The sequence below is a fragment of the Pseudothauera rhizosphaerae genome, assembly GCF_004801305.1.
In the GTDB taxonomy this organism is placed as follows: Bacteria; Pseudomonadota; Gammaproteobacteria; order Burkholderiales; family Rhodocyclaceae; genus Pseudothauera; species Pseudothauera rhizosphaerae.
The window spans coordinates 14,250-34,287 of sequence record NZ_SSOD01000011.1; the positions used below are offsets into that span (position 1 = coordinate 14,250).

Annotated in this window: 20 protein-coding genes; 5 read left to right on the top strand and 15 right to left on the bottom strand. The window is 69.4% G+C overall.

The genetic code is table 11. The features are described 5' to 3' along the window. The 5 genes from E6O51_RS13875 (at position 1) to alr (ending at position 5,361) form a co-directional block, all read left to right on the top strand. Positions 1-660, top strand: a complete 660-nt coding sequence (locus E6O51_RS13875; RefSeq protein ID WP_136385596.1) for a formate hydrogenlyase — start codon at positions 1-3, stop codon at positions 658-660. Then, on the top strand, positions 660-2,117 hold the full coding sequence (locus tag E6O51_RS13880) for a hydrogenase 4 subunit F (RefSeq protein ID WP_136385597.1): 1,458 nt from the start codon (positions 660-662) through the stop codon (positions 2,115-2,117). The genes E6O51_RS13875 and E6O51_RS13880 overlap by 1 nt, the downstream gene beginning before the upstream one ends. A gap of 1 nt (position 2,118) precedes the next feature. Then, positions 2,119-3,663 carry a hydrogenase large subunit gene (locus E6O51_RS13885; protein ID WP_136385598.1) on the top strand — a complete coding sequence of 515 codons (1,545 nt, stop codon included), beginning with the start codon at positions 2,119-2,121 and terminating at the stop codon, positions 3,661-3,663. Next, positions 3,663-4,220: an NADH-quinone oxidoreductase subunit B family protein gene (locus E6O51_RS13890; RefSeq protein WP_136385599.1), complete on the top strand. Its 558-nt coding sequence runs from the start codon at positions 3,663-3,665 to the stop codon at positions 4,218-4,220. Before E6O51_RS13885 ends, E6O51_RS13890 begins: the two co-directional genes overlap by 1 nt. Positions 4,221-4,287: 67 nt before the next feature. After that, positions 4,288-5,361: an alanine racemase gene (gene alr, locus E6O51_RS13895; protein ID WP_136385600.1), complete on the top strand. Its 1,074-nt coding sequence runs from the start codon at positions 4,288-4,290 to the stop codon at positions 5,359-5,361. A 3-nt stretch (positions 5,362-5,364) separates the two neighbouring features. On the opposite strand, the gene ccmI is transcribed toward alr, so the two are convergent. The 15 genes from ccmI to E6O51_RS13970 form a co-directional block, all read right to left on the bottom strand. After that, positions 5,365-6,606, bottom strand: coding sequence for a c-type cytochrome biogenesis protein CcmI (gene ccmI / locus E6O51_RS13900; RefSeq protein ID WP_136385601.1), 1,242 nt, complete (start codon positions 6,604-6,606; stop codon positions 5,365-5,367). Further along, on the bottom strand, positions 6,603-7,115 hold the full coding sequence (locus E6O51_RS13905; RefSeq protein WP_408003414.1) for a cytochrome c-type biogenesis protein: 513 nt from the start codon (positions 7,113-7,115) through the stop codon (positions 6,603-6,605). The genes ccmI and E6O51_RS13905 overlap by 4 nt, the downstream gene beginning before the upstream one ends. Beyond that, on the bottom strand, positions 7,105-7,638 hold the full coding sequence (locus E6O51_RS13910; protein ID WP_136385602.1) for a DsbE family thiol:disulfide interchange protein: 534 nt from the start codon (positions 7,636-7,638) through the stop codon (positions 7,105-7,107). The genes E6O51_RS13905 and E6O51_RS13910 overlap by 11 nt, the downstream gene beginning before the upstream one ends. Before the next feature lie 10 nt (positions 7,639-7,648). Then, on the bottom strand, positions 7,649-9,619 hold the full coding sequence (locus tag E6O51_RS13915) for a heme lyase CcmF/NrfE family subunit (RefSeq protein ID WP_136385603.1): 1,971 nt from the start codon (positions 9,617-9,619) through the stop codon (positions 7,649-7,651). Further along, a complete protein-coding gene (gene ccmE / locus E6O51_RS13920; protein WP_136385604.1) occupies positions 9,616-10,062 on the bottom strand; it encodes a cytochrome c maturation protein CcmE in 447 nt (148 codons plus the stop codon). The genes E6O51_RS13915 and ccmE overlap by 4 nt, the downstream gene beginning before the upstream one ends. Further along, positions 10,059-10,271 carry a heme exporter protein CcmD gene (gene ccmD / locus E6O51_RS13925; protein WP_136385605.1) on the bottom strand — a complete coding sequence of 71 codons (213 nt, stop codon included), beginning with the start codon at positions 10,269-10,271 and terminating at the stop codon, positions 10,059-10,061. Before ccmD ends, ccmE begins: the two co-directional genes overlap by 4 nt. Beyond that, positions 10,271-11,074, bottom strand: coding sequence for a heme ABC transporter permease CcmC (ccmC, locus tag E6O51_RS13930; protein ID WP_136385606.1), 804 nt, complete (start codon positions 11,072-11,074; stop codon positions 10,271-10,273). The genes ccmD and ccmC overlap by 1 nt, the downstream gene beginning before the upstream one ends. 37 nt (positions 11,075-11,111) lie before the next feature. After that, positions 11,112-11,780, bottom strand: coding sequence for a heme exporter protein CcmB (gene ccmB / locus E6O51_RS13935; protein WP_136385607.1), 669 nt, complete (start codon positions 11,778-11,780; stop codon positions 11,112-11,114). After that, on the bottom strand, positions 11,774-12,403 hold the full coding sequence (ccmA, locus tag E6O51_RS13940; protein ID WP_136385608.1) for a cytochrome c biogenesis heme-transporting ATPase CcmA: 630 nt from the start codon (positions 12,401-12,403) through the stop codon (positions 11,774-11,776). The genes ccmB and ccmA overlap by 7 nt, the downstream gene beginning before the upstream one ends. Before the next feature lie 276 nt (positions 12,404-12,679). Beyond that, positions 12,680-13,354 (bottom strand): c-type cytochrome, encoded by a 675-nt coding sequence (locus E6O51_RS13945; protein WP_136385609.1) that lies wholly within the window; start codon positions 13,352-13,354, stop codon positions 12,680-12,682. A 22-nt stretch (positions 13,355-13,376) separates the two neighbouring features. After that, positions 13,377-13,997, bottom strand: coding sequence for a c-type cytochrome (locus E6O51_RS13950; protein ID WP_230976797.1), 621 nt, complete (start codon positions 13,995-13,997; stop codon positions 13,377-13,379). A 61-nt stretch (positions 13,998-14,058) separates the two neighbouring features. Then, positions 14,059-16,743 carry an MtrB/PioB family decaheme-associated outer membrane protein gene (locus tag E6O51_RS13955; protein WP_136385611.1) on the bottom strand — a complete coding sequence of 895 codons (2,685 nt, stop codon included), beginning with the start codon at positions 16,741-16,743 and terminating at the stop codon, positions 14,059-14,061. A 15-nt stretch (positions 16,744-16,758) separates the two neighbouring features. Beyond that, positions 16,759-17,772: a DmsE family decaheme c-type cytochrome gene (locus E6O51_RS13960; RefSeq protein WP_136385612.1), complete on the bottom strand. Its 1,014-nt coding sequence runs from the start codon at positions 17,770-17,772 to the stop codon at positions 16,759-16,761. 276 nt (positions 17,773-18,048) lie between these two features. Next, the gene (locus E6O51_RS13965) at positions 18,049-19,092 is read right to left on the bottom strand and encodes a helix-turn-helix domain-containing protein (RefSeq protein ID WP_136385613.1); all 1,044 of its coding nucleotides are present in this window, start codon (positions 19,090-19,092) and stop codon (positions 18,049-18,051) included. 314 nt (positions 19,093-19,406) lie between these two features. Then, positions 19,407-20,033, bottom strand: coding sequence for a NapC/NirT family cytochrome c (locus E6O51_RS13970; protein ID WP_136385614.1), 627 nt, complete (start codon positions 20,031-20,033; stop codon positions 19,407-19,409). Between the last annotated feature and the right edge of the window lie 5 nt (positions 20,034-20,038).

Consider the following 20,038-nt stretch of genomic DNA (forward strand, 5'->3'; position numbering starts at 1 on the left):
ATGGAAAGCCTGCTTGCCCAGACCATCAACCTCTTCGCCGTGGCGCTGCTGGTGCTGGCCTTCGCCATGATCGCCCAGCGCCGCATCCTCACGCTGATCCACCTGTACACGCTGCAGGGGGCGGCGCTGGTGGCGGCCACGCTGGTGGTCGCTCACCTTACCGGCCAGCACCACCTGTACGGCTCGGCGATCCTCACCTTCGTGCTCAAGGTGGTACTGATCCCCGTGATGCTGCACCGGGTCATCGACCGCCTCAACGTGCGCTGGGACGTGGAGACCCTGTTCAACATCCCCACCACCATGCTCATCGGCATCGTGCTGGTCATCGTCGCCTTCAACCTGGCCGCGCCCATCGCCAGCCTGTCGGCCTCCATCGCCCGCGGCACGCTGGGCATCGCGCTGGCCTGCATGCTGCTCTCCTTCCTGATGATGATCGTGCGCGCCAAGGCGGTGCCGCAGGTGATCGGCTTCCTGTCCATGGAAAACGGCCTGTTCTTCGCCGCCACAGCGGCCACCGCCGGCATGCCGATGATCGTCGAGCTGGGCATCGCCTTCGACGTGCTGGTGGGCATCCTGATCCTCGGCGTGTTCATGTTCCAGATCCGCGAGCAGTTCGACAGCCTGGACATCCGCCACCTGGAAAGGCTCAAGGAAGACTGATGGAAGCCCTCGCCCTGGTCCTCGCCCTTCCGCTCCTCGGCGGCCTCGCGCTGGCGCTGTGGGGTGCGCGCGAGCGGGCGGGCGACCTGAACGCGGCGGTGAGCCTGGCGGCCTTCCTGGCCTCGGTGTGGCTGACGCTGATCGTGGTCCGGGAGGGGCCGTTCACGGTGTGGGGCGAGTGGTTCTTCGTCGACCCCCTCAACGTCTTCCTGGTCACGCTGACCACCTTCGTCGGCTTCACCACCGCGCTGTTCGCGCGCCCCTACATGCGCATCGAGCTCGACCACGGCAAGATGACCGGGCCGCGCATGCGCCTCTTCCACAGCATGTACCAGCTTTTCATCGCCATGATGCTGGTGGCGCTCACCACCAACAACCTGGGCATCCTGTGGGTGGCGATGGAGGCCGCCACGCTGGCCACGGTGCTGCTGGTCTCGGTCTATCGCACCGCGGCCAGCCTGGAAGCGGCGTGGAAGTACTTCATCCTGTGCGGCGTGGGCATCGCCCAGGCCCTGTTCGGCACCATCCTGGTGTACCTGGCGGCCGAGCGCGCCGGCGGCGGCGGTGAGGGCGCGCTGCTATGGACGCGGCTGGCGGAGATCGCCCATCTGCTCGACCCGGGCATCCTGTCCCTGGCCTTCGCCTTCCTGCTGCTGGGCTACGGCACCAAGGTGGGCCTGGTGCCGGTGCACAACTGGCTGCCGGACGCCCACGCCGAAGGCCCCACGCCCATCTCCGCGGTGCTCTCCGGGCTGCTGCTCAACGTGGCCCTGTATGCGGTTCTGCGTTGCAAGGTGCTGGCCGACGGGGCCATGGGCGACGGCCTGCCGGGACGCATGATGGTGGGCTTCGGCCTAATCACCGTGGTTACCGCGGCCTTCTTCCTGTCCCGCCAGCGGGACGTGAAGCGCATGTTCGCGTACTCGTCCATCGAACACATGGGGCTGATGACCTTCGCCTTCGGCCTGGGCGGCCCCATCGCCAACTTCGCCGGCCTGCTGCACATGACGGTGCATGCGCTGGTCAAGTCGGCCATCTTCTTCGCCGTCGGCCACGCCGCGCAGAAGGCCGGCACCCAGGTCATGGAGGACATCCGCGGACTGCTCAAGGTCAGCCCCACCGTGGGCTGGGGGCTGATGCTGGGCACGCTGGCCATCCTCGGCATGCCGCCCTTCGGCGTGTTCGCCAGCGAGTTCCTCATCCTCACCACGGCGATGCGCGAACTGCCGTGGGCCACGCCCTTCCTGCTGGTCGCCCTGGGCGTGGCCTTCGCCTCCATCTTCGGCCGGGTGCAGCCCATGGTGTTCGGCGAGACCGCGCTGCGCCCGCTGGCCCATCCGCCGGCCCTGGTGCCGGTGTTCGTGCACCTGGGGCTGGCGCTCATGCTCGGCCTCTACATCCCGCCCTGGCTCAACACCTGGTACGAACAGGCGGCGCGCATGATTGCAGGAGGCTGAGATGGATTTCCATGGACTCGGCATCGACTTCGAACGCCTGGCAACGCCGCTGCCGATCTGGCACGGCGCCGTGGACGCCGACCGCTGGGAAGCCCTCGCCCGCGCGGTCGCCGAGGCCCGCGGCCGGCTGGTGAGCCTGTGGGCCGGCGACCGACGCGCCACCGGCGGCGGCTTCGTCGTCTCCGCCGCCTACGCCGGCCTCGACGGCCTGCTCATCGCGGAACTGACCCTGGACGCCGAGGCACCCGCCTATCCCGACCTGGCCTCCTTCTTCCCCGCCGCCAACCGGTTGCAGCGGGCCGCCTTCGACCTGGTGGGCGTGGCCGCCGCGGGCGCCGCCGACCGCCGCCCCTGGCTGCGCCACGGCGCCTGGCCGGCGGATTTCTTCCCCCTGCGCCACGATGCGGACCCCCAGGCGCGCTTCGACCCGCAGCCTGACGACTACCCCTTCGTCCCGGTGGAAGGCGACGGCGTGCACGAGATTCCGGTCGGCCCGGTGCACGCCGGCATCATCGAGCCGGGCCACTTCCGCTTCTCCGTGGTGGGCGAGAAGGTGCTGCGCCTGGAGGAACGCCTCGGCTACAAGCACAAGGGCATCGAAAAGCGCTTCGTCGGCATGGACCTGGACAGTGGCGCGCGGCTGGCGGGACGCGTGTCCGGCGACAGCACTGTGGCCCACGCCTGGGCCTACGCCATGGCCGCCGAGGCGCTCGCCGGCACGTCCATCCCCCCGCGCGCCGCCTGGCTGCGGGCGCTGCTGCTGGAGCGCGAACGCGTGGCCAACCACCTGGGCGACCTGGGCGCGCTGGGCAACGACGCCGCCTTCGGCTTCGCCCTGGCCCAGTTCTCGCGCCTGCGGGAGAACTGGCAACGCCTGAGCCGCGACTGCTTCGGCCACCGCCTGCTGATGGACTGCGTCGTTCCCGGCGGCATCGCTGCCGACCTGGATGGGGACGCCGCCGCCCGGTTGCTCGGGCAGGCCGCGGACACCCGGCGCGCGGTCGAGGAACTGAAGCGCATCTTCGACGAGCATGCCGGCCTGCAGGACCGCCTGGTGACCACCGGCCGCGTGACGCCCGCGCTGGCCGCCCGGCTGGGCCTGGCCGGGCTGGCGGGGCGCGCCAGCGGCCAGGGTGTGGACCTGCGCGCCGACTTCCCCTGGGCGCCCTACGACAGGCTCGCGGTGCAGGCCTGCACCCATCTCAACGGCGACGTGGCGGCGCGGGTGGCGACGCGCTTCGCCGAAGTCTTCGAATCCCTGCGCCTCATCGAGGACATCCTCGCGCAACTGCCCGCGGGCGAAATCCACACACCCGTCCTCGCCCGCCCCGACGCCGTCGGCGCCGGCTGGGTGGAAGGCTGGCGCGGCCAGGTGTTCGCGGCGCTGGAAACCGACGCCGCCGGGCGCATCGCCCGCTGCCACTGCCACGACCCCTCGTGGCAGAACTGGCCGGTGCTGGAACACGCGGTGATCGGCAACATCGTCGCGGACTTCCCGCTGATCAACAAATCCTTCAACCTCAGTTACTCCGGGCAGGATCTGTGATGTGGCACGTACTGAAACGCATCCTGGGCGACGGCATCGTCAGCGAGCCGATCCCCGAACCCGCCACCGACTGGTACGCGGAGGAGCAGTCGATCCGCGGCGAGATGCTGGCCATCCTGGGCCGCGCGCTGGCCATCCGCGAGGTGGACACCGGCTCCTGCAACGGCTGCGAGCTGGAAATCCACGCCCTCAACAACCCCCTCTACAACATCGAAGGACTGGGCATCAAGTTCGTCGCCAGCCCCCGCCACGCCGACCTGCTGCTGGTCACCGGGCCGGTGTCGCGCCACATGGAGGAAGCCCTGCGCCGCACTTATGACGCCACGCCGGCGCCCAAGCTGGTGGTGGCGGTGGGCGAATGCGCCTGCACCGGCGGCCTCTTCGGCGAGAGCTATGCGAGCTGCGGACGGGTCGCCAACGTGATCCCGGTGGACGTGACCGTGCCCGGCTGCCCGCCGCCGCCCATCGACATCCTGCGCGGCTTGCTGGCGGCGGTTAAGAGCCGCCCCGAGTCCGGCGACATCAACCCTCACACTTTTTCGGCGGGCTTCAACTGAGCGTGGGCGCGCGGACCCTGCGCTTGTGGCACAGTAAGGCCCCGCCGTCGCCACCCCTACCCCCGCAATGAGACCCGCCCGCGCCCTGATCGACCTCGACGCCCTGCGCCACAACTACCGCCTCGCCCGCCTGCGCCACGGCAGCCGCGCCCTCGCCGTGGTCAAGGCCAACGCCTACGGACACGGCGCGGTGCGCTGCGCGCGGGCACTGGAGGCGGACGCCGACGGCTTCGCCGTGGCCTGCCTGGAAGAGGCGCAGGAGTTGCGCGCGGCCGGCATCACCCGCCCCATCCTGCTGCTGGAAGGCGTGTTCGAGCCCGCCGAACTCGACGCGGTCGAGCGCGACGATCTGTGGATGGTGGTGCACCACGCCGAGCAGTTGCGCATAATCGAGGCGGCGCGGCCCGCCACCCCCTACGCCGTGTGGCTGAAGATCAACAGCGGCATGAACCGCGTGGGCTTCATGCCGGAGGCCGCCGCGGACGCCTGGCAGCGCCTCAACGCCAGCGGCAAGGTGGGCGAGATCACGCTGATGACCCATTTCGCCCGCGCCGACGAACCCCACGTGATCGGCACCGAGGCGCAGATCTCCCGCTTCGACGCCGCCACCGCAGACCTGCCCGGTGCGCGCAGCCTGGCCAACTCGGCCGGCGTGCTGGGCTGGCCCGCGGCCCACCGGGACTGGGCGCGCCCCGGCATCCTGCTCTACGGCGCCGACCCCATGCCGGACGCAGGCAACGGCCTGCTGCCGGTGATGACGCTGGAAAGCCGGGTGATGGCGGTGCGGGAGCTGGCCGCGGGCGAACCGCTGGGCTACGGCGCGCGCTTCCACGCCGAGCGCCCGACCCGCGTCGGGCTGGTGGCGATGGGCTATGCCGATGGCTATCCGCGCAGCGCGCCGGACGGCACGCCGGTGAGCGTGGACGGCCAGCCGACGGGGCTGATCGGCCGCGTGTCCATGGACATGCTGAGCGTGGACCTGACCGACCTGCCGGCGGCCGGCCCCGGCAGCCGTGTGGAGCTGTGGGGCAACGAGGTGCCGGTCAATGCCGTGGCGCAGGGCGCCGGCACCATCGCCTACGAGCTGCTGTGCAACGTCAAGCGGGTACGCTTCGAGTACCGCGACAGCCTGAGTGCCTGAGGATCAGGGCCGCACCGCGTCGATCAGCAGTTCCACGCCGCGCGCATCCGGCCCCACGCCGCTGACCGCGCCTTCCAGGTCGCCCGCGCGGGGGGTCGCGTCGCCGGATTTCGACACCCGCGCCACCACCGCCAGCCGCCCCGGCACCGGCGCCTCACCGCTCATCAACGGCACGCCCTCGAAGTTGAAGGCCAGCGGCAGGTCCGCCACCTTGTAGCGCAGCGCGGCCACCGGCATGCCGCCCTCGGCAGGGCGGACGAAGACGAACACGGTGTCTTCGGGTGCGGCCTGGGCGCGCAGCGTCTCGGCGATGGCCAGGCGGCCCTGCACCGTGAGCGCGGGACCAGTGGCCGGCGCGGATGCGGGTGCCGGTGCGGGGGTGTCGGCTGCGGCCAGGGGCGGCAGGCCGGCGCGGGCGCGGGCCTCGTTGATGCTGCCCCGTATCGTCGCGGCGCTTTCGTCCCCCGGCGGCAGCCCGGCCAGGATGCGCTCCCACAGCCCGGCCGCGGCGGCGTGGTCGCCGCGCTGGAAGGCGGCGGTGCCGGCCAGGGCGAGGGCCTTGAAGTGGTTGGGGTCGATGGCCAGCGCCCTTTCCAGCAGCTTCTCCGGCTCCCCGGCCACGTCGCCGCCCCGCGCGGCCGCCATCACGTCGGCCCAGGTGGCGAGCACGTCCGGATCGTCCGGGCGCAACGCGCCCAGGCGCTCATAGGCAGCGAGCGCCTTGGGGAAGTCCTGCAGCACCAGGTAGGAACGCGCCAGCATGAACCAGCCGTCCGCGTTGTCCGGCTCCTGCTCCAGGCGCGCGGCCAGTCCGCCCACCATCTCCTGGATCTGTTCCGGGGTGATTTCCTGCCCTCCCGCGATCTTCTCCGGGTCCAGTCCGTCCGGCTCGCCCACCGCCAGGTACACCACCGCGGCCAGCACCGGCACGAGCAGCAGCAGGGCCACGCCCCAGGCGGGAGACGGCCCGGTGGCGGCGGCATGGTCGCCGCCCTGCCCTTCCTCCAGGGCGCGGCGTTCCAGTTCTTCCCGGTTGCGGGCGTAGGCCGCATCGTCCACGCGCCCGGCGGCCCGTTCGGCGTCCAGTTCGGCGAGCTGTTCGCGCAGCACCGTGAGGGCGGTCTCGGCCTGGCGCTGGCGCTCGCGTCCGGCAGTGGTCTGGGCGCGGGTGCTGAACAGCGGAAACAGCACCCACAGCAAGGCGCCGGCCAGCATCAGGCCGGCGAGAAGGGCGAAGACGATCACGAGCGGGGCTCCTCGGGGGAGTGGGTGGCGGGCGGTTCGGCGAGCAGGGCGCGGGCACGGGCGCGCTCGGCCTCGTCCAGCGGTGCCGGCGGCGCTTCGGCCATGCGGCGGCGCAGGCGCCAGGCCAGCCCGCCGAGGCCGACGACCAGCAGTACGCCCGGCCCCAGCCACAGCAGCAAGGTGCTGGCCCTGAACGGCGGCTTGAAGACGACGAAGTCACCGAAGCGGGCGACCAGGAAGTCCACCACCTCCTGCTCGCTCTTGCCGGCGGCCAGTTGCTCGCGCACCTGGCTGCGCATGTCCAGGGCGAGCGGCGCGTTGGATTCGGCCACGGACTGGTTCTGGCACACCAGGCAGCGCAGCTTGTGGGACAGATCCAGGACACGCGCTTCGAGAGCCGGGTCTTCGCCGATGGGAACGGCTTCGTCGGCGGCAAGCGCCGCGCCGGCCAGGCAGGTCAGCGCCAGCACGCCGGCGCGCAGCATACGCAGGGCGGGATCAGCCGGCACGGGACAGCTCCGCGATCTTCGGCAGCAGCACCTTGTCCAGCGTGTCGCGGGTGAGCGGGCCGATGTGTTTGTAGCGGATCACGCCGTTGGCGTCGATCAGGAAGGTTTCCGGCGTGCCATAGACGCCGTACTCGAAGCCGACCGCGCCCTGCGGGTCCACGCCTATGGTGGCGAAGGGGTTGCCGTGCTGGGCCAGGTAGCCGAGGGCGTCGGGCACCGTGTCCTTGTAGTTGAGGCCGACCACGGGCACCACGCCACGCTGCTTGAGTTCCAGCAGCACCGGGTGTTCGGCGCGGCAGGACACGCACCAGGAGGCCCACACGTTGAGCAGCCACACCTTGCCACGCATGTCCTCCAGGGCGAAGCTGGCCTCGGGGCTTTGCAGTTGCGCCACGCGGAAGGCCGGCGCGGGCTTGTCCACCAGCGGCGAGGGCACTTCGCGCGGATTGAGCTTGAGGCCGTAGGCCAGAAAGCCGGCCAGCAGCAGGAAGAGGGCGAGGGGAACGAGGAATTTCGCTTTCATGGTTTCGTGCTCAGGCAGTCTGGCGCGCGCCGGCCGGCGCGCTGCGTTCGGCCAGGCGGCGGTAGCGCCGGTCGGCGGCGGCGAGGATGCCGCCCAGGCCCATCAGCGTGCAGCCCAGCCAGATCCAGCTTATGAAGGGTTTGTGGTGCAGGCTGACGATCCAACTGCCGTCGTCCACCTGCTCGCCGAGGGCCACGTACACGTCGCGGAAGGGGCCGATGTCGAGGGCGGCCTCGGTCATGGGCATGCCCTGGGCGGTGTAGAGGCGCTTTTCCGGATTCAGCGTGGCGATGGTCCGCTCGCCGCGCGCCAGCTCGATGGTGGCGCGCGCGGCCATGTAGTTGGCGCGCGGCTGGGTCTGCACGCCGCGGAAGGTGAAGGTGTAGCCGGCCAGGCGGGCGACCTGGCCTTCGCGCATCTTCACGTCCAGGGAAGAATCCAGGCTGCCGACCATGGTCACGCCGATGATGAACACGCCCACGCCCAGGTGCGCCAGCCACATCCCCCACCAGGCCGACGGAATGCCGCGCAGGCGGGCGGCGGCGGCCGCGCCGGGACGTTCCGCCAGCCGCGCCCACAGCAGTTTCGCACTGGCGATCAGCACCCAGGCGGCCAGCACCAGGCCCAGCACGGTGCGCCAGGTGAAGTGGCCGACCGCCGCCGCCACGGCCACGGCGAGCAGCACGCTGGCCACCGCGGCCGGGGCCAGCCGGCGCACGAGGCGCGCGCCGTCGTCGCCCTTCCAGCGCACGAAGGGGCCGATCATCATCAGCACCACCACCGGCACCATCAGCGGCACGAACACCGCCTCGAAGTACGGCGGTCCGACGGAGATCTTGCCCAGGTCCAGCGCGTCCATGAACAGGGGGTACATGGTGCCGAGCAGCACCGCGCCGGTCACGACGGGCAGCAGCACGTTGTTGGCCAGCAGCGAGGATTCCCGCGACACCAGCGCGAAGCTGCCGCCGCCGGTGAGCCTGGGCGCGCGCCAGGCGAACAGCGTCAGCGAGACGCCGATCACCAGCACCAGCAGCGCAAGGATGAAGAGGCCCCGCGCCGGATCGGTGGCGAAGGCATGTACCGAGGTGATGACCCCGGAACGCACGAGGAAGGTACCGAGCAGCGACAGCGAAAACGCGCCGATGGCCAGCAGCACGGTCCAGTTGCGGAAGGCGCCGCGCTTTTCGGTGACCGCCAGCGAATGGATCAGCGCCGTGCCCACCAGCCAGGGCATGAAGGAGGCGTTTTCCACCGGGTCCCAGAACCACCAGCCGCCCCAGCCCAGTTCGTAGTAGGCCCAGCCCGAGCCGACGGCGATGCCGGCGGTGAGGAAGACCCAGGCCACCGTGGTCCACGGCCGCGACCAGCGCGCCCAGGCCGCGTCCAGCCGGCCGGTGAGCAGCGCGGCGATGGCGAAGGCGAAGGCCACCGAGAAACCCACGTAGCCCATGTAGAGCAGCGGCGGGTGGATGATCATGCCCGGGTCCTGCAGCAGCGGGTTCAGGTCGCGGCCCTGCTCGGCCGCGGGCAGCAGGCGGGTGAAGGGGTTGGAGGTGAACAGCGTGAAGGCGACGAAGCCGGTGCTGATCGCGCCCATGACGCCCAGCACGCGGGCCATGAAGGCTTCCGGCAGGTTGCGGCTGAAGATGGTGACCGCCACGGTCCACAGGGACAGGGAAGTGGCCCACAGCAGCATCGAACCTTCGTGGTTGCCCCACACGCCGGTGATCTTGTACATCAGCGGGGTGTCGGTATGGGAGTTGGCCGCCGCCAGGCGCACCGAGAAGTCGCTGGTGACGAAGGCCCAGGTCAGACAGGCGTAGGCAACCAGCAGGAACACCAGTTGCGCCTGCGCCGCCGGGCGGCCGACGGCCATCAGCGCGTAGCGGTTGCGCGCCGCGCCGACGAGCGGCACCACCGCCTGCACGGCGGCCAGCACCAGCGCCAATACGAGGGCGAAGTGACCCAGTTCGGCGATCATTGCTGCACCGTGCGCGCGGCTTCGTGGGCCTGGTCGAGGGCGTACTGGGCCTCGACCGGCATGTAGTTCTCGTCGTGCTTGGCGAGCACCTCGGAGGCGACGAAGCGCCCGTCCGGCCCCAGCGTGCCCTGCACCACGGCGCCCTTGCCTTCCTGGAACAGGTCGGGCAGCGTGCCGCGGTAGCTCACCGGGATGACCTTGGCGGTGTCGGTGATGGCGAAGTTCACCGTGAGGCCGTCGGCCTCGCGCTTGATGGAGCCGGCTTCCACCATGCCGCCGATGCGGAAGGTGCGCCCCACCGGGGCCTTGCCGGCCACCACCTCGCTGGGGGTATGGAAGAACACCAGGTTCTGCTGGAAGGCGGACAGCACCAGGGCCACCGCGGCCACCAGCAGGGCGACGCCGCCGCCCACCAGGAGCAGGCGCTTGTTACGGGCTTTCATTCAATCGACTCCATACGGGCCTGCGGCCCGCCAACGTCCTTGCCGACGGCACGCCGCCAGCGCAGCAGGCGCGCGGCCGTGTCCTTCCGACGCCGCAGCACCAGCACGAGTTCCAGCGCCACCAGCACCAGGGTGACGCCATAGCTGCCCCACACGTAGGGCGCCGCGCCGCCCATCTGCCAGAACGCGGACCAGGATTCCCATTCCATCAGCGCACCCCTCCCGCGGCCTTCGCTTCGGCTTCCAGCACCGCCCCCACCCACTCGGTGTGGCGTTCCCGCTCCAGGATCAGCGCACGCACCCGCCACAGGGCCACGGCGATGGAATACATCCACGCCGCCAGCGCCATCAGCAGCATGCCCACGAGCATGATGGTGGCCATGGACGGCGCCTTGGCGATGCTGACCGAAGCGCCCTGGTGCAGGGTGTTCCACCATTGCACGGAGAAATAGATGATGGGCACGTTGACCGCGCCGACCAGGGCCAGCACGGCGCCGGCGCGGTCGGCCCGGCGCGGGTCCTCGATGGCGCGGGTGAGCGCAATGAAGCCGAAGTAGAGGAAGAGCAGCAGCAGTTGCGAGGTCAGCCGCGCATCCCACACCCAGTAGGCACCCCAGGTGGGCTTGCCCCACAGGGCGCCGGTCCACAACGCGACGAAGCAGAACATGGCCCCGGTGGGCGCCAGCGCCTGGCTCACGATGAAGGACAGGCGCGTGTTCATGACCAGGCCCACGGCGGACCAGAAGGCCATGATGAGATAGATGAACATGGACATCCAGGCCGCCGGCACGTGGATGAAGATGACCCGGTACACCTCGCCCTGCTGGAAATCGGTGGGGGCGACGAAGAAACCGATGTACAGCCCCGCCGCGGCGAGCAGCGCGGCCAGCGCGGCGAACCAGGGCGCGAGCTGCCCGGCAAGGGGGTAGAACTGCTGCGGGGCGGCGAAGCGCAGCCAGCCTTGCGGCGGACGCACTGCGGCGCGGCCCGGGGTCGTCGTGGAGATCGTCATGCGGAGGGTGCCGGCGGGCCGGCGTATCGTTCGTTGGTCATTCCATCGCTATCCTGAGTGCGCTGGCGCAGGCCCACGGGGCCAGCGCCAGCGCGCCGGCCAGCCCGCCGCCGAGCAGCAGCAACTGGGCCTTGGCACCCGTTCCGCCCAGGTGGGCGTCCACCGCACCGGCACCGAAGATCAGCACCGGCACGTAAAGCGGCAGCACCAGCAGCGCCAGCAGCATGCCGCCGCCGCGCACGCCCAGAGTCAGCGCCGCGCCCACCGCCCCGAGCAGGGCGAGGATGGGCGTGCCGAGCGCAAGACTAAGGGTGAGCACCGGGAGGGCGCTTTGTTCCAGGTCAAACAGCAGTGCCAGCGCTGGGGCGGCTATTACCAAAGGCAGCCCCGTGGTGAGCCAGAACGCGGCGATCTTGGCCAGCACCCACAGCACTGCCGGCTCACTAGACAGGAGAAGCTGCTCCAGGGTTCCGTCGGCGTGGTCCTGGGCGAACAGGCGGTGCAGCGCGAGCAGGCTGGCGAGCAGTGCTGCCACCCACAGCACGCCGGGCGCGATGGCGCGCAACTGGTTGGGTTCGGCACCTACTCCGAAAGGGAAAAGGCACACCACGACGACGAAGAAGGCCAGCGTCACCAGCAGGTCGGCGCGGCCGCGCCAGGACAGCAGCAGGTCGCGGCGCAGGATGGCGAGGAAGGTGCTCAGCACGCGTAGGCTCCCAGATTCAGCACCTGCGGCGCGCGCGCGAAGGGCGCCTCCTGGTGGGTGGTGAGCACCACGGTGCCACCTGCGGCGCAGTGGTCGGAGAGGGTGGCGGCCAGATCGGCCACGGCATCCACGTCCAGCGCGGTGAAGGGTTCGTCGAGTATCCACAGCGGACGGTGGAAGGACAGGAACAGCCGCGCCAGGCCGACGCGGCGGCGCTGGCCCTGGGACAGCACCCGCGCGGGCAGGTCGAGCTGGCGCGCCAGTCCGATGCGCACCAGCGCCTGCATGCAGGCCTCCTCGTCCACATCGGCGTCGCCGGCCGCCGCGCAGGCGAAGTGCAGGTTCTCCAGCGGGGTCAGCAGGTCGTTGAGGGCGGCCGAGTGGCCCAGGTAGAGCAGCGCGCGGTGGAAGTCCTCGCGACTGCGGCGCAGGGCCGTGCCGTGCCAGCTCACCTCGCCGGCCTCGGGCTGGGTGAGCCCGGTGAGCAGGCGCAGCAGGCTGGTCTTGCCCACGCCGTTGGGTCCGGCCACGCGCAGCATCTCGCCCGGCCCGAGGGTCAGGGCGAGGCCGCGGAACAGCAGGCGGTCGCCCTTCAGACAGGCGAGATCGGTGGCTTGAAGCATGGGGGAGGATTCAACCACAACCGGGCGCGCTTTGCACGGCGCGCTGCGCCATCCCGGGGTAGTCGCACGCCGCCGCGCTTTCCTTCGCTCCTGCGGGGCAGCCCCCTCTCCCCGGCCCTCTCCCGCGAGGGGAGAGGGAGGAAACCCGTGGCCGGACGGACGTTCCGGGGACGAGACTCCCCTCTCCCCTCGCGGGAGAGGGGCTGGGGGAGAGGGGGCGCAACCGCCGGGAATCCTCCCGGCCCCTTCGTGCGATTGCCTTGTGCGCCTGTCCCGTCAGCGATTGGCTGGCAGCACCAGGCGGGACATGTAGTCGCTCAGGGCGCGCAGCTCGTCGTCGCCATAGCCCTTGATGACCTGGACCATCTCGGGGTAGGAATTGCGGCGCTCGCCGTCGCGGATCATCTGCAGTTCCTTGAACAGGTACTCGTAGTGCTGACTGGCGACCACCGGGTAGAAGGCCTGGGCGCTGCCTTCGCCGTAGTTGCCGTGGCAGCGCACGCAGTTTTCCCGGTACAGGCGCTCGCCGAGGGCGAGCTTGCTGCCGTCGCCCTTGCCGTTGTTGGTCGGCGTGGGCAGCAGCGCGAGATAGGAGGCGATGTTGCCGATGTCCTCGGCCGACAGCACCTCCGCGCTGACGAAGGGTTCCATTTTCGGGTTGTGGCGGCGCCCGGCACGCACATCCACCAGTTGCTTGATCAGCACGGTGGTGTGCTGGCCGGCGAGTTGGGGATAGATGGCGTCGGCGCGCCCGGAGGCGTCTGCGCGGTGGCAACCGCGACAGACCTCGTAGGCCACCTTGCCGGCGACCGGATCGGCCTTGTGCGCCAGGGCGCGATCTTTCTCCGGGTCGGGGGCGTTCCACACGTAATCGCCGGCCTTGCCCTGCTGGGCAAGGGCCGCCCCACTCAGGACGGCGCCGGTCAGTGCAACGATCAGAAAGCGTTTCATGTCGTTCTTTCCTTATACGTCCTCAGGGCATGCTGGCGATGTAGTGGGCGACCGCCTGGACTTCCTCGGCGGTGAGCCGGTTGGCGATCACCTGCATCATGCGTTTGTCGTTGGTGCGCTTTCCCTCCGCGAACTGCTGTATCTGCGCGACCACGTACTCCTGGAACTGCCCGGCCAAGCGCGGGAAGCGGGCGTTGCCGCGCCCTTCCGTGCCATGGCAGCCCGCGCACGCCGGTACGCCGCTGTCCGAATTGCCGTCCTCGTACAGCTTGCGCCCCAGGGGCAGCAGACTGGCATCGACGGTATCCACCGGGACCGCCCGCTGGCTGGCGAAGTACAGGGCCACGTCCTGGACCTGCTGCTCGGTCAGGACCGCCGCAATGGGCTGCATGATCTCGCTGGGGCGCCGCTTGCCCTGGAATTCATGCAGTTGCTTGATGGTGTACTCGTAGTGCAGCCCGGCCACCTTGGGAAAGCTCGGCACCGGCCCGTTGCCGTCCACGCCGTGACAGGCGATGCAGTTCTGTTCCACCAGTTCCCGGCCCCGCGCCGCGTCGCCGACCGGCTGGGCCAGCGCACTTGCCGCCGGCAGCGCGCCGAGCAGCGCGAGCGCGGCAATCTTTCTGAATTTGTCTCCGTTCACTATGCCTCCCCGACAGCCGTTGGGTGATGATCCAGTAGGTTTGCGCCGACCGGCGTTGGGCCTACAGCCGGACCTGCAGCAGCAGGCCGAACAGGTTGGTACGGTATTTCTGCGGCCCGGCGTCGAGGATGACCGCCGTGGGCAGCGCGGTGCCCGGTGCATTGACGGCCACCGGGCTGGTGTCGAAGCCCTGGTAGTGCCAGTCGCGGAAATTACCGCGCTCGTGGCGGTACAGCGCCCGCAGCGTGGTGGTCTTGTTGAGCGGGAACAGCAGGTTGGCTTCCAGCGTACTCAGGCGCGAGGAGAGGTCCGGGAAGCCGGAACCCGCGCCTTCCACCGTGACCGCATTGGCGTTGGCCGGCAGCGTGTAGCCGATCTCGGTGACGTGATAGGAATGGGTGAAATTCACGTCCAGCCGCAGCACCCCGAAGTCCTGCCGCACGCCGAAGCCGATGGTGTGGCCGCGGTCCTTGTGCTCCACATTCCACACGTTCTCCGCCACGTAGAGCGCGTTGGAGGCGGGGTCCTGGCAGATGGCGTCGGCATTCTCGGGCGTGATGGTGCCGATCGGCGTCACCGTGCCGATGGTGCAGCCGAGGCCGCCGCCGCTGGGCACCGAACGCTGCTTCATGCGCCCGCCGGACCACGAGTAGAAGGCGTACAGGCTGCGCTCGGCCGTGGGCTGCCAATCGATGTCGAAGTTCAGCGCATGCTGGCTCTGGCGGTCACGCCGGCCGTAGTCCGCATCCGGATAGCGGATTTGCTTGAACTGCGCCGACACGCCCAGGTCCAGGTCCTCGCGGGCCAGGTAGTTGAGGCGTGCGTTGAGGGTGGTCTGGCGGCGGTCCGAGAGGTCGTACTTGCGCAGGCCGGAGTTCATGTGCACCGCCCAGCTCTGCACGTTGCCGGAATCGGGCATGTCCGCCAGGTAACCGCTGTAGAAGTCGGCGTAGGGATGATGGGTGTGGTAGGTGCTGCCGCGCCGGTTGCCGTGCTCGGCGGACAGGCGCAGCGTGGCGTTCTCCAGCCCGCGGTTGACGTAGCCGACCTTGAGCTTGTCCTCCCAGGTCTTGCTGCGTTCCCGGTGGTCGCGCAGGTAGATTTCCCGCTCGTAGGCGCCATTCACGCTGTGGGCCGGGTCGATGCGCCAGTCGGCGGACAGGCCCAGATTGATGCGGCGATGGTCGAACGGGATGTTGCGGATGATGGTGTTGCCGTTCGGCGCGGTATAGGACAGCACCTTGGCAGCGGCACCGCTGCCGTTGTTGATCACCGGCCCCCACACACCGCTGCAGCCATAGGCCGTATAGACGTCGCCGCCATCGTAGGTCGCGTTGGGATTGCAGAGCAGGAAGTCGGTGTGGTTCCTGGTCTCGTAGTAGCGCGCCTTGGCCTTGACGTTCAGCGCGTTGGTCGGATTCAGCGCGAAGCCCAGGTCGAGCAGCCGGGTATCGATGCGTGCATCGGCCGACGTGCGGCTCAGGGAGTCGGTGGTATTCCAGTTGTTGTTGGCCACGCCGGCGATGGTCACCGGCTGCAGCGTGTAGGGGATCAGGTCGTCGTCCTGGCGCGACGTGCCCAGGGACAGCACCGCGGTGAAGCGGCTGTTCATGAAGTCCGGGAAACGGCGGGCGTACTCGCCCTTGATGTTGTAGGCGTCGTTGTCCGGGTAGAGGTCGAACTGCCCCTGGGTGAAGCCGCCCGCGGCCACGCCGTTGACCGTGCCGGCGGCGATCCGGTACGGCGTCTCGAAGGTCAGCGTGTCGATGTTGTTGCGGAACAGCGAGGCCGAGGCGGAGAAGTTGAAGTTGGTCAGCGCGTCGGCGAAATGCACGCCGGCCGTCATGTCGTGGGTGGTGTAGTCGATGCCCTCCACCAGTTCCATCGGCGCGGTGCCGCCGCCGGTGCCCCACACCGCGGCGAACGGCCGCCCGCCCTCGCGCTTCTCGTGCGTATAGCTGGCGTAGAACTTCCACGTATCGGTGAGATACATGTCGAAGCGCAGGCCGCTCTTCTCGCGCGTCAGGCCGATCTCGGTTTCGGCGTTGGCGGCGGCGACCGCGGCCACGGCGGCGTTGTCGTCGGCCGTGTTGCCGCTGCCGCCCGGCGTCAGGCCTGGCTTGAGCGTCAGGTTGCCGGAATTGACGCCGTTCCACAGCGGCCGGAAAGTGCTGGTGAACACGTGCGGCGTCTCGTTGTAGAAGGCACGCACCCGCCAGTCGTTGTAGCGGCCGAACTGCACGCCGTAGAACTGGTCGTCCTGGAAGGCGCCGCCGCCGACCACCTCGAAGAAGTGGGCCGTGGTGGGCTTGTTCAGGTCGAGGCCGAAACTGGAGAGGTAAAGGCCGTCGTCCACATCCTTGTAGCGCCGGAAGCCGTGCGCCTTGCGGTCGCCGGTGACGCCGATCAGGCCGGCTTCGACGAAGCCGAAGTACTGCCAGCCGCCTTCCGTGGTGCGCGGATCGGACACCGGCAGCCTGGGCGTGGAATACATCTGCCCGGTCGGCGTGCGCGCGGCGGGCACGTAGGTGCCGAGGCCGTCCGGATCCTGTCCGCCCATGTGAGTGGAGGGGTTGATGGGCGCCGCATTGAGGGCGTTGCCCAGGATCGCATCGACGCCGATGCCGGAATCAGCCTGGGCGGACAACTGGAACTGCGCCAGCGCCATGCCGATCAGCACGGCGACGGTCTTGACGCGGGGGCCGCGATCCACTTGGGGGCGGGCCGGACGAACGATCTTCTTCATGACCTTACCCTCCGTTCAACGCTGGAAGCGGGCGCCAGCGGGGTGGTTGCTGCCGTGGATCTGCGAGTGGCAGTTCTGGCAGGAGCGCCCCATGACGCGGCTGTTGAGACCGGTTTCGTTGCCGGCCAATTGCGTGGAGTTGTAGAAGGCCGCGGGGTGGTTCGGGTTGGCGTGGCACTGCTGGCACAGGTGCGGACGCGCCACGAGGAGCAGCTTGTCGTGGTTGCTGCCGTGGGGGCTGTGGCAGTTGGCGCAGTTCTCGCGCACCGGGGCGTGCTCCCAGACCAGCGGACCGCGCTTCTCGGCGTGGCAGCTATAGCAGACGTCGTTGACCGTGTCGGCCTTCAGCAGCGGCTGGGTGGGAGAACCGTGGGGGTTGTGGCAGTCGGTGCAGGTCATCTTGCCTTCCGGCACCGGCATGTGGGAGCGCTTGCGGAACTCGGCGCGCTGCTGCTGGTGGCAGCTCTGGCAGGTTTCGGTAATGCTGGGCTTCTTCAGCAGACCAGTGCCGGCGAAACGCGCCATGGGGTTGTGGCAGTCGCTGCAGGCGAGCTTGTTGAGGTCGTGCATGGAGCCGGGCCAGTGTAGGCGCTGGCCGCCCTGGTGGCAGGAGAGGCACTGGCCGTTCTGCTTGTCGATCGGCGTGCCCCACTGCTTGGTGAAGCCGATGATCAGCTTGTCCCCGGGCGGACGGTCGCCTTCGCGCCGTTCGCGCGGGTCGGCGTGCTGCTCGCGCTCCTCTTCGGCGACGTGCAGCGAACCGGGGCCATGACAGGCCTCGCACACCTGGCGTTCCTTCTCGTTGCGCGGATTCTGGCGGAATATCCGCGCATGGGTGGTATGGCCGAAGTGCTGCTCCTCCACCTGGTGACAGGAGACGCAGGCCTGTTCGCCCACGTAGGTGGCCCCGGGAATGGGGTCGGACGTGCCTTGCGCCATCGCGGGCCCGTACAGCAGCATGGCCGCGGCGAACAGGACGAGGGCGTGCGCGAGGGCACGCGTCGCTGGAATGTGACGTGAACGGTTCATGGGTCTCCTGTCCCGCATCGGGAGGCGGTCTGCGCAGACGCGAACAGCACCGTCCGCACGGCAAGAAGCCGTGTGCAAGACCACCTGGGGTAACACCCTGGAAACGCACCGAAACGGACTTTGCGATCGCGCGGCGTGCCTGCAGAAAACACGCGCACCGCGATCATCCGGGTCGGGCGCCCCTCCTCCTATGCCGGCCAGCTACGTCGCCTCTGCCTGACTATCCGCAGGGGGATCGCGCTTGCCGCCATCCTTCCTTAAAAACCTGGACTCAGTCTAGCACCCGGACCGGAAACAAGTTTTTGCAGAAAATTCACCGTTTTTTGCACTGGAGTCTTCTAGGCAGGTGCAGTCGGGGGCCTTGCCGGTCGCCCCGTCGAGACAGGGCGGATGGCCGTCGCGCGCCTGTTTCGGCGTGATGCCGAAGCGCGCGCGGAAGGCGCGGCTGAAGGATGCCTGGTCTTCGAAGCCCCACGCCTCGGCGATCTGGTAGATGGGCCGGCGGGTTTCCGCATGACAGGCCAGTTCGCGCCGGCACGCTTCCAGCCGCGCCGCGGTGACCCATTGCATCAGCCGCATCGGCTCGCGCGCGAACAGCTTGTGGATGTAGCTGACCGACAGGCCGACCCCCTGGGCGATGCTGCCGATGCTGAGCCCGGCATCGTGCAGGTGGGCGCGCACGAAGGCCTTGACGCGCTGCACGTGATAGCTTTCCAGGCGCGAGGCGCCGGCCTTGTACTGCGCGGCGGCGTCGTGGAAGGTGGTGAGCACGGTGCCGAGGATGCCGACCAGCGCGTTGGCGAGTCCGGCCCGCTCCACCGGCGCCAGCGTGCGTCCCATCCGCAGCATGCTCTCCAGCAGTTCGACCAGCACCGCCGCCGGCCCGCAGGCGGTGGGCAGCGTGATGCCAAGCAGCCGCCTCCACCGGGGGAAGGATTCGGCCATGCGCTCGGCGGACATCCACACCGAGAGCAGGCGGAAATCGGCGCCGAAGCGCAGCTCGGCCTCCATGCCGGTATCGAGCAGGAACAGGCCGCCCGGCCCGACGTCGAAGCGCGTCTCGCCCTGGACGACACTCAGGCTGCCGTCGAGCAGTATCGACACCGCGCCCCGTTCGGGCGCGCACGTACAGGACATGGGACAGCCGGCCGTGTCGACGACGCTCAGGGTACCGAGCGGCAACAGCGTCATGCGCGCGGAAAACAGCGCCGCGGGCGACGCTATCCGGTGCGTGCAGCCCAGGCGTTCGCCGAGCGCGGCGGACCAGTAGGCAAGGCGCTCGGACGGCGGAATGTCGTCGGTGGACAGAACGATAGGCATGGCGTCTCCCCGTTACGATGGCCCATCGGTAACGCGGCGCAACTGCCATGCGCCGCCCGGTGTTGGGGAGACGTCCGGCATGGCCCCGCCCGGCGCGGGCGAGGCCGACAACATGCATTTTGTCTCCGGCGAACGGCTCGCGGCACTTCCCGCGCAGCGGCCGTTTCTGTTTTCCTTTATGGGGAGCCCGTCGACGCAAAGGCTCCGGCAGGCCACATCGAGGTGGCCTGCCGGAGCCGTTCTACCATGAGCCGCGCCGCCGGTGCAATGACGTGCGGCACGGTGCGCCGCCCGGGAAGCGCGGCGCAGCCTGCTCAGCGCTGCTGCGTGGAGGGCGGGTGGAACACGTCGGGGGCGACGGACGGGCGTTCCAGGCCGATGTCCTGCTCGATGGGCGGCAGCGAGTGGGCGATGCCCTTGTGGCAGTCGATGCAGGTCTTGCCTTCGGCGAGCCCGGCCTGGTGGGACTGGTTGGAGCGGCGGCCCTGCACCGAGTAGTCGAAGTACTCGTAGCTGTGGCAGTTGCGGCACTCGCGCGAGTCGTTGGCCTTCATCCGCCGCCACTCGTTCTGCGCCAGGCGCAGGCGGTGTTCGCGGAACTTCTCCGGCGTGTCGATGGTGCCCATGACCTTGCCGTAGACCTCCTTGCTGGCCTGGATCTTGCGAATCATCTTGGGTATCCACTCCTTGGGCACGTGGCAGTCGGAGCAGATCGCGCGCACGCCGGTACGGTTCTGGTAGTGGATGGTGTTGCGGTACTCCTTGTAGACGTTCTCCTGCATCTCGTGGCACGAGATGCAGAACTTCTCGGTGTTGGTCCATTCCATCACCGTGTTGAAGCCGCCCCAGAAGACGATGCCCCCTGCGAAGGCGACCGCGATGGTGCCGAGCCCGAGCGCCCGCAGCTTCTGCCACAGGCTGTTCTTCTTCTCGTCAGTCATGACGT

What these genes read in the sequence shown, in the direction of transcription:
- E6O51_RS13885 (WP_136385598.1), top strand. Translation starts at nt 2,119, where the DNA reads ATGGATTTCCATGGACTCGGCATCGACTTCGAACGCCTGGCAACGCCG.
- E6O51_RS13945 (WP_136385609.1), bottom strand. Translation starts at nt 13,354, where the DNA reads ATGAAACGCTTTCTGATCGTTGCACTGACCGGCGCCGTCCTGAGTGGG.
- E6O51_RS13890 (WP_136385599.1), top strand. Translation starts at nt 3,663, where the DNA reads ATGTGGCACGTACTGAAACGCATCCTGGGCGACGGCATCGTCAGCGAG.
- E6O51_RS13965 (WP_136385613.1), bottom strand. Translation starts at nt 19,092, where the DNA reads ATGCCTATCGTTCTGTCCACCGACGACATTCCGCCGTCCGAGCGCCTT.
- E6O51_RS13960 (WP_136385612.1), bottom strand. Translation starts at nt 17,772, where the DNA reads ATGAACCGTTCACGTCACATTCCAGCGACGCGTGCCCTCGCGCACGCC.
- E6O51_RS13915 (WP_136385603.1), bottom strand. Translation starts at nt 9,619, where the DNA reads ATGATCGCCGAACTGGGTCACTTCGCCCTCGTATTGGCGCTGGTGCTG.
- ccmA (WP_136385608.1), bottom strand. Translation starts at nt 12,403, where the DNA reads ATGCTTCAAGCCACCGATCTCGCCTGTCTGAAGGGCGACCGCCTGCTG.
- E6O51_RS13970 (WP_136385614.1), bottom strand. Translation starts at nt 20,033, where the DNA reads ATGACTGACGAGAAGAAGAACAGCCTGTGGCAGAAGCTGCGGGCGCTC.
- E6O51_RS13910 (WP_136385602.1), bottom strand. Translation starts at nt 7,638, where the DNA reads ATGAAAGCGAAATTCCTCGTTCCCCTCGCCCTCTTCCTGCTGCTGGCC.
- ccmE (WP_136385604.1), bottom strand. Translation starts at nt 10,062, where the DNA reads ATGAAAGCCCGTAACAAGCGCCTGCTCCTGGTGGGCGGCGGCGTCGCC.
- E6O51_RS13875 (WP_136385596.1), top strand. Translation starts at nt 1, where the DNA reads ATGGAAAGCCTGCTTGCCCAGACCATCAACCTCTTCGCCGTGGCGCTG.
- E6O51_RS13955 (WP_136385611.1), bottom strand. Translation starts at nt 16,743, where the DNA reads ATGAAGAAGATCGTTCGTCCGGCCCGCCCCCAAGTGGATCGCGGCCCC.
- ccmC (WP_136385606.1), bottom strand. Translation starts at nt 11,074, where the DNA reads ATGACGATCTCCACGACGACCCCGGGCCGCGCCGCAGTGCGTCCGCCG.
- alr (WP_136385600.1), top strand. Translation starts at nt 4,288, where the DNA reads ATGAGACCCGCCCGCGCCCTGATCGACCTCGACGCCCTGCGCCACAAC.
- ccmD (WP_136385605.1), bottom strand. Translation starts at nt 10,271, where the DNA reads ATGGAATGGGAATCCTGGTCCGCGTTCTGGCAGATGGGCGGCGCGGCG.
- E6O51_RS13880 (WP_136385597.1), top strand. Translation starts at nt 660, where the DNA reads ATGGAAGCCCTCGCCCTGGTCCTCGCCCTTCCGCTCCTCGGCGGCCTC.